Source organism: Dehalococcoidia bacterium (genome assembly GCA_022451965.1).
Classification (GTDB): Bacteria; Chloroflexota; Dehalococcoidia; order Lucifugimonadales; family Lucifugimonadaceae; genus TMED-70.
This window is the reverse complement of record JAKUNJ010000005.1, coordinates 166,084-174,260: the sequence shown is the minus strand read 5'-3', so window position 1 is coordinate 174,260 and position 8,177 is coordinate 166,084. Positions and strand designations below refer to the sequence as shown.

The following is an 8,177-nucleotide window of genomic DNA, read 5'->3' as shown; positions in this document are numbered from 1 at the left end:
AATTTTAAAAATATTATCTATTTCAATTATAGAAATAATTTCTTCAAAATCATATTTTTCTGAAAAAATATCTATATCTAATTTCTCATATTTACAAAAATCTATTACTTTATTTTTTTCTTCGGTATTACTTAAATCTCTTAGTAATGCTAGACATTTCAAAATTTCTACTCCGTTAGTAAGGATTTTCCACAATTACAGATTATTGGTTTATCTGAAGACTTAATTTTTTCAACAAATGCATTAGGTAGTTCAATTTTACAAGAAGAACATTTATTATTTTCTAATTTTCCAATACCTATATTTCCACTTTTAGAAAAGAAATTTTCATAGAGATTAAGTATATTTTTATCTAGATTTCTGTATAAGGAATTTTTTGCACTTAGGTTTGCTGCTATTTTTTGAGAAAGATTTTCTTTGTCATCAATCAATTTTTTTTCTTCTGAAACCCACTTATCTTCAATATCTATAATCTTAAGTTCAGTATTGTCTCTTAATTCAAAAAGTTTAGTAAGATTATCAGAAACAATATCTTTTTTAGGCAGAATATTTGATATAAATTCTGACTTTGTTTTTAATTCAATTTCGAGGGCTTCTAATTCTTTAGTATTTCTAATTTTTCCTGAATAAATTGTTGAATTGATGGCATTAATAGAATCTTCATTTTCTTTAATTGAATTTAATATTTTTTTCTGAATTTTTTCTTGTTCATCAATTTTTTCTTTTATTATCATTAGTTTATTCTTATAATTTGAAATTCCAAGTCTATCACTCAATTTTTTATCGATTGAGGAAATAGTATTTTTATATGATATTATTTCCGTATCATATTTCTGTATTTCAAAGTATTTTATATTTTCTTCAGACACAATTTATATGGTAGTGTTTTCTCTATAATATATAATACGAAACATAAGAGATAAACCAAATTCTAATTTCTTAAAGATTTTAAGGTTTTAAGGATAATAAGGAAATCTTAATGAATTTACAAAAAACTAAAATTGTTTGTACCATCGGTCCATCATCAGATTCAATTGAAATAATTGAAGAATTGATTAAGTCAGGTATGAATGTAGCAAGAATTAATCTTTCTCACGGAAAGGAACTAGATCATCTCAATATAATTTCAAATATAAGAAATGTTTCAAAAAAATTAGATTCCCCTATACCTATCCTAGCTGATCTTCCTGGACCTAAGTATAGATTAGGAGAAATTAAGAATAATTCATTAGATTTAAACATTGATGATGAATTATTCCTTAATTGCGGTAACTCGAATAAAGATGAATTATCAGTCTGGCCACCAGGATTACATGAAGATGTAAAGAACGGAGCTGTTCTTCTTGTTGATGATGGAGCAGTAGAACTTGAGATCACTGAGATAAATAAAACAATAATTAAAACAAAGGTTCAATTAGCTGGAAAAATAACTAGTAATAAAGCTGTTGTACCAAGAGGATTACCTTCAAAATTAGACTATTTTACAGAAGAGACTCAAAATGCAATTAATTTTGTAAATTCGAATGATATCGATTACTTAGGTTTATCTTATGTAAGAAATGTCAAAGACATAATTAGAGTAAAGGAAAAAATTAAAGATAAAAATCTAAAGATAATTTCTAAAATTGAACTACAATTAGCTTTAGATAATTTAGAGGAAATAATAGATCACTCCGATTCTATAATGGTTGCGAGAGGAGACCTTGGGGTTCATTTACCAATTTCTCAAGTTCCAGCAGCTCAGAAATTTATTATAAATTTATGTAATCAAAAAGGAAAAGAAGTTATTACTGCAACTCAAATGCTAGAATCTATGACTGAAAATCCTCAACCCACAAGAGCTGAGTCTACAGACGTTCATAATGCCGTTTTAGATGGATCAGATGCCATTATGCTATCTGGTGAAACCTCTATAGGTAAATATCCTATTAGAGCCGTTGATTTTATGAGAGAAATTTCAACAATTGCTGAAAAGGATATAAATCACAAAACTTTAAGAGGTATAAAATTAAATCAAGTAGATTCAAATAATAAAAAAATCATTGATGAATTAATAGCCTATGGTGCAGCAAATATAGCTGATCAATTAGATGCAAAATTAATAGTTGCATTTACTGAATCTGGTTCTACAGCAGCTCGAGTCGCAGCATATAGACCTTCTCAGCCAGTAGTTGCTATATCTCCTGATAGTAATGCAGCAATAAATCTAGGCTTAAGATGGGGAGTTAATACAATAAATGTAGAAAGCTTTGATCATATTGAAGATATGTTCACTTTCTCAGAAAACTTTGTATTAGAGGAAAAACTTGCTTCAATAGGAGATACTATAGTTGTTGTTGCAGGTTTACCAATAGGATTTAAGGGAAACACAAACCTAATAAGAGTTATAACAATAAATTAAACCTTAATAACTTTGTTTACTAATGTTCCAATATTTTCTATTGTGATAGAGATTTCATCTCCTTCTTGCAAAGTAAAGTCTTCAGGTGGTATTGTTCCTGTACCCGTCATAACAGTTGTTCCGTCTGGTATGTCATTACTTCTATGAAGCCAATCATTTAACTCATCACACTTTCTTTTCATTAAGCTAGTACTACCTGATCCTGAAAAGACTTTTTCTGAAATCCTTGTAATAATCATCTCTACTTTTAGGTTATTATAATCAATCAATTCAATAGGAACCCAGCAAGGTCCTATTGATGCAGAATTATTAAATATTTTGGCTTGAGGTATATAGAGAGGATTTGCACCCTCAATTGACCTACTAGACATATCATTACCAACTGTAAAACCAATAATTTTTCCTTGATAAATAATAAAAGTTAACTCTGGCTCAGGCACATCCCAAGTTGAATCTAATCTAATTCCAACTTTATCATTTGGGCCCTTCAATCTTGCAAGGGTACTTTTGAAAAAGGCTTCAGGCCTATCAGCTACATAAACTTTTCCATAAACATCAGGTGTATCAGATTCAGCTTGCCTTTCTTTCATTGAATCTTCATAAGTTACACCAAAAGCCCAAGTTTCTGGTGAATCTATAGGGATTCTTGCATTAATAAGTTCGGACTTAGATAAATTTTCCTTATTTTTAGTTATAGTTTTTCTAATATACTCAGAAACAGTTATATCATTACTCAGAGCAACTTTAATTAAATCTAAGGACGATTTTATAGAAGGTCTTAATTTTGTAATATCACTTATTTTTTCTCCATCATCTACAACAACTTTTTCATCTATTTGATAAATTTTCATCTTATACCCTCTATACTTCTTTGTATTCTCCATCAACAGTATCATCATCACTTGGATTGTCACTATCATTTGGAGGGTTAGTATCATTATTTTCCTGTTGTGGTAAATTTTGTCCAAATGCTTGCAAAGCAACATTCAATTTTTCTAATCCTTCATTGATTACTTCTGCTTCAGATTCTTCATTAGAAATTATTGATTTCAGGTTATCTATTTCTGTTTGCAAGTCAGCGGTTATATTTTCCGGAACTTTGTCTGAATTTTCAGATATTAATTTTTCGGCCTGATAAATAACTGCTTCTGATGAATTTTTTGCTTCAATTTTTGATCTTAATTTTTTATCTTCTTCAGCATTTTTTTCAGCATCTTTGACTATCTTATCTATTTCATCATCAGACATTCCTGATCTTCCAGTTATTGTAATTTGTTGTTCCTTATTAGTTGCTCTATCTTTGGCTTTAACAGTTACTATACCATCAGCATCAATATCGAAAGTTACATCTATTTGAGGAATTCCTCTAGGGGCAGGTTGGATTCCATCTAAGGAAAATCTTCCTATTGAAACATTATCATTAGCCATATCTCTTTCACCTTGAACAACATGAATTTCTACACTAGGTTGATTATCAGCAGCTGTTGTGAATGTTTCAGTTTTTGATGTTGGGATAGTGGTATTTCTTTCAATCAATGGAGTCTTAACCCCTCCAAGGGTTTCTATGCCTAATGTTAGAGGAGTTACATCTAGTAAAAGAACATCCTTAACATCGCCTTGCAATACCCCTGCTTGAATAGCTGCACCTAAAGCTACTACTTCGTCAGGATTAATTGTTTTATTAGGTTCTTTTTTGAATAATTCCTTAACTTTTTCAGCAACTAATGGCATCCTAGTCATTCCACCAACAAGAACAACTTCATTTATTTCTTCAGGTTTCACACCAGCATCCTTAAGTGCATTAAGAGTTGGTTTTACTGTTTTTTCGACTAAAGTTGTAGTAAGTTCTTCTAACTTGGATCTAGATAGAGTCATCTGAAGATGTTTTGGACCATTTGAGTCAGCTGAAATAAAAGGAAGATTAATTTCAGTTTGATTTAATGATGATAATTCAATCTTAGATCTTTCGGCTTCAACCCTAATTCTTTGTAGTGCTGCAGCATCTTTTTTAAGATCTATACCATTTTCACTCTGAAAGTCATCACAAATAAAATCTACTAATGTGTTATCAAAATCATCGCCTCCTAATTGAGTATCTCCATTGGTAGATTTGACTTCAAATACACCTTCTCCAAGTTGCAATATTGTAACATCAAATGTTCCTCCACCTAGATCATAAACTGCTATAGTTCTATCACCTTCTTTATCAAGTCCGTAAGCAAGTGAAGCAGCAGTTGGCTCATTAATAATTCTTAGTACTTCTAATCCTGCAATTTGGCCAGCAACTTTGGTAGCTTCTCTTTGAGAATCATTGAAATAAGCAGGAACTGTAATAACCGCTTGATCAACCTTTTCACCTAACTTATTTTCAGCATCTTCCTTAAGTTTTCTAAGAACCATCGCAGAAATTTCGGCTGGGGCATGATCTTTCTCACCTAACTTTATACCAACGTCTCCATTTCCTCTTTTATTAATGCCATAAGATACTCTAGAAATTTCTTTTTTAAGATCTCCGTCGTTAAATCTTCTTCCCATAAATCTTTTGGCTGAATAAACTGTATTTTCTGGGTTTGTTATTGACTGTCTTTTTGCTGTTTCACCGACAAATCTTTCGTTAGATTTTGTGTTTAATGCAACAACTGAAGGAGTGGTTCTTTTTCCTTCATTATTTTCAATTACAGAAGGTTCTCCTGAATCCATTACAGCCATCGCTGAATTTGTTGTACCTAAATCAATTCCAATTACTTTTGACATTATTATTCCTTTATATTATTTATATTATTTATTTTTCTTATTTATTGCTATCTCAACTAATATTGGCCTCAAGAGATAATCTTTGTGCTTATAACCAGGGGATATTTCTCTAACAATTTCTCCATCTTTATGATTTTCTGAATCAACTCTTGAAATAGCTTCATGTATATTTGGATCAAATATATCGCCTGATTCATAATGTATTTCAGTCATATCAAAACTTGAAAGCATAGAAATAAAATTTCTATTTATAGATCCTATTCCTTCTTTCCAGGATTTATAGGTTTTTGTATTAACTTTTGCTGACATGGCAATAGTGAATTGATCAAGTACTAGTATAAGCTGATGAAAAATTTTTCTGTAAGAACGTTCTTCAGATTCTATAAGGTCTTGAGATGATTTTTTTCTAAAGTTCACTAAGTCTGCTTGTGCTCTTTGAGCAATGTTTAAGTATTTATCTTTTTCAGAAATAAGTTGAGATATTTCATCTTCTAATTCTTTAATTTTCTTAGCCATAATTATATTTTTATCCCTAAATCTAAAAAAAGTTTTCTTAATTCTTTAGAGGCAACTTTTGCAGAATTCTTATAGACTTGGTTACTTACTCCCTGCTCAAGTAAATTTACAACTTCCTTAATTTTCATTGACAATGCTAAAACTAATTTAGCACCTTCTAGGTTTAATCCATATTTTTCTGTTAACAATTTTACAATTTGCAACCTAAGAAGATCATTTTCGGAATACAATCTACGTTTCCCATCAGTTCTTGAAGGTTTAACTATACCATTTCTATCATATTTTCTGAGAGTATTTGGATGCATAGATATAAGTTCAGAAGCAACACTAATTGTATAAACTCCTAGAACAGGGTCGTAATTAAATTGTTCACTTTCAAAACTTTGATCTTGCTTAGTTGAAATTGAAACAGTTTTAGAAATTATCCAACCTCTATTACTAATCATAAAACTCCCTTAAGTTACATAATAATAGTTAACACGCATCATGTCAATTATATAAGAATTGATTTCGTTCAAATAAACATAAAAAAAATTATTGTTTACATTTTGTTAACGATTAAATTATTATTATGCTTGACTTATTACGATAAATGAAGTTATTATATCTTTTGAAAATATTAAATTTTAAATAAAGGAGTACAAGTGATTTATTCTAAGTGCTGCCCATGCAAAGCAAAAGGGGACGTTGAAATAAACACAGACTCGCAAGGAAAATATCATCTTACTTGTATACAATGTAGCCGAGAAATTACTAAGGTAGAAGCTTTAGGCTTATTGAAAAAATTACAATCAAGCAAGGTTGCTTAACAAATAATATAGTTATATATTAGCTAGCTTTTCTATTATTATTGTCAATGTATCATTTGAATTCTCAATAAACCCTGAATCAATTTCGAAATCCGTAACTTTATCTATTTCACTTGTCACAGAAATTTTCCCTTTATTCAAAGTTGAAAGAATCGCGGCGTGGCTGGGTAATATTGTCATTTGGCCTAGCGAGCCGGGTACCTGAACACTTTTAGCTTCACCCGAAAAAACTTCTCCTGAAGGAGACACTATATTTACATTGAGATTATTTGCCATCTATTTACTTTCTATTTGCTTATTCATTTCTTCAGCTTTAGCTACAGCTTCTTCTATACCTCCAACCATATAAAACGCTTGTTCTGGCAGATCGTCATGTTTTCCATCAATAATTTCTAAAAATCCTCTTACGGTGTCAGCTACAGGTACATATTTTCCTGGAATTCCTGTAAAAACTTCTCCTACAAAGAAGGGTTGAGTTAGAAATCTTTGTATTTTTCTTGCTCTTGCAACTATTATTTGATCTTCTTCTGACAATTCATCTATTCCTAAAATAGCTATAACGTCTTGGAGATCTTTATATCTTTGTAGAACTTGTTGGACTCCTCTTGCTGCATTGTAATGATCTTCTCCAACAATTGCTGGTTCCATTATTCTAGAATTAGAAGCTAGAGGATCTACTGCTGGAAATAAAAATTGAGCTGCGAGAGATCTATCTAAAGAAACATTTGCATCTAAGTGACCAAATGTTGTAACAATTCCAGGATCTGTGTAGTCATCTGCAGGAACATAAACTGCTTGAAAAGAAGTAATTGAACCATTTACAGTAGTAGTTATTCTTTCTTCAAGATCTCCCATTTCAGTTGATAGAGTTGGTTGGTAACCAACAGCTGAAGGCATTCGACCTAGTAAAGCAGAAACTTCCATACCAGCAAGAATATATCTATATATATTATCAACGAAGAGCAAAACGTCTTGTTTTTGTTCATCTCTAAAATACTCTGCCATAGTTAAACCTGTAAGAGCTATTCTAGCACGAGTTCCAGGAGGCTCATTCATTTGACCGAATACAAGCGCAGTTGAATTTAGAACACCATAATCTTGCATCTCATGATAAAGATCATTACCTTCTCTCGATCTTTCTCCCACTCCGGCAAATACGGAAACACCAGAGTGCTCTTGAGCAATATTTCTTATCAATTCTGTAATAATTACAGTTTTACCAACTCCTGCACCGCCATATGCTCCAATCTTTCCACCTTTTGCAAAAGGAGTTATAAGATCTAAGACTTTTATACCTGTTTCTAGAACTTCAACAGAACCCGATTGTTGATCAAAATCTGGTGCTTTTCTGTGAATTGGCCACCTTATTGCTTCCTTATTTATAGGCTCTCCATCATCTATAGGGTCACCAATTACATTAAATAATCTTCCAAGAGAATCTTTTCCCACAGGAACAGAAACAGGCGCACCAGTATCAAGAACTTCTACTCCTCTTGATAAGCCTTCAGTTGGACCTAGAGCAAGGCATCTAGCCCAAGAGTTACCTACATGCTGTTCAACTTCTAAAACTAATCTTTCACCTTCGTTTTCAAGTTCAAGTGCGTGAAAAATTTCAGGAAGCTGATTTTGGTCGAACTCAACGTCCACAACAGTTCCAATAACTTGTACAACTTTTCCTTTATCACCTTTAGCCATAG

At 31.4% G+C, this 8,177-nt stretch carries 8 protein-coding genes; 1 reads left to right on the top strand and 7 read right to left on the bottom strand.

Translation table 11 applies throughout. From position 1 onward, the window contains the following. Positions 1-167: 167 nt before the first annotated feature. Positions 168-869 carry a hypothetical protein gene (locus MK083_03920; GenBank protein MCH2673601.1) on the bottom strand — a complete coding sequence of 234 codons (702 nt, stop codon included), beginning with the start codon at positions 867-869 and terminating at the stop codon, positions 168-170. Positions 870-979: 110 nt separating this feature from the next. On the opposite strand from MK083_03920, the gene pyk reads away from it, so the two are divergent. Beyond that, complete coding sequence (gene pyk, locus MK083_03915) at positions 980-2,401, top strand: pyruvate kinase (GenBank protein ID MCH2673600.1); 1,422 nt, start codon at positions 980-982, stop codon at positions 2,399-2,401. Here pyk and MK083_03910 read toward each other — a convergent pair. The 6 genes from MK083_03910 to atpD all read right to left on the bottom strand — a co-directional run bounded on the left by MK083_03910 (position 2,398) and on the right by atpD (position 8,175). Then, the gene (locus MK083_03910) at positions 2,398-3,252 is read right to left on the bottom strand and encodes a fumarylacetoacetate hydrolase family protein (GenBank protein ID MCH2673599.1); all 855 of its coding nucleotides are present in this window, start codon (positions 3,250-3,252) and stop codon (positions 2,398-2,400) included. The two genes, pyk and MK083_03910, sit on opposite strands and share 4 nt — an antisense overlap. A 10-nt stretch (positions 3,253-3,262) precedes the next feature. Further along, positions 3,263-5,155: a molecular chaperone DnaK gene (gene dnaK / locus MK083_03905; GenBank protein ID MCH2673598.1), complete on the bottom strand. Its 1,893-nt coding sequence runs from the start codon at positions 5,153-5,155 to the stop codon at positions 3,263-3,265. Positions 5,156-5,179: 24 nt separating this feature from the next. Continuing rightward, positions 5,180-5,671, bottom strand: coding sequence for a nucleotide exchange factor GrpE (locus MK083_03900; protein ID MCH2673597.1), 492 nt, complete (start codon positions 5,669-5,671; stop codon positions 5,180-5,182). 2 nt (positions 5,672-5,673) lie between these two features. Then, positions 5,674-6,117: a MerR family transcriptional regulator gene (locus MK083_03895; GenBank protein MCH2673596.1), complete on the bottom strand. Its 444-nt coding sequence runs from the start codon at positions 6,115-6,117 to the stop codon at positions 5,674-5,676. Positions 6,118-6,492: 375 nt separating this feature from the next. Continuing rightward, positions 6,493-6,756, bottom strand: coding sequence for an ATP synthase F1 subunit epsilon (atpC, locus tag MK083_03890; protein ID MCH2673595.1), 264 nt, complete (start codon positions 6,754-6,756; stop codon positions 6,493-6,495). Beyond that, positions 6,757-8,175, bottom strand: coding sequence for a F0F1 ATP synthase subunit beta (gene atpD, locus MK083_03885; protein ID MCH2673594.1), 1,419 nt, complete (start codon positions 8,173-8,175; stop codon positions 6,757-6,759). It lies immediately after the preceding gene. Positions 8,176-8,177 lie beyond the last annotated feature (2 nt).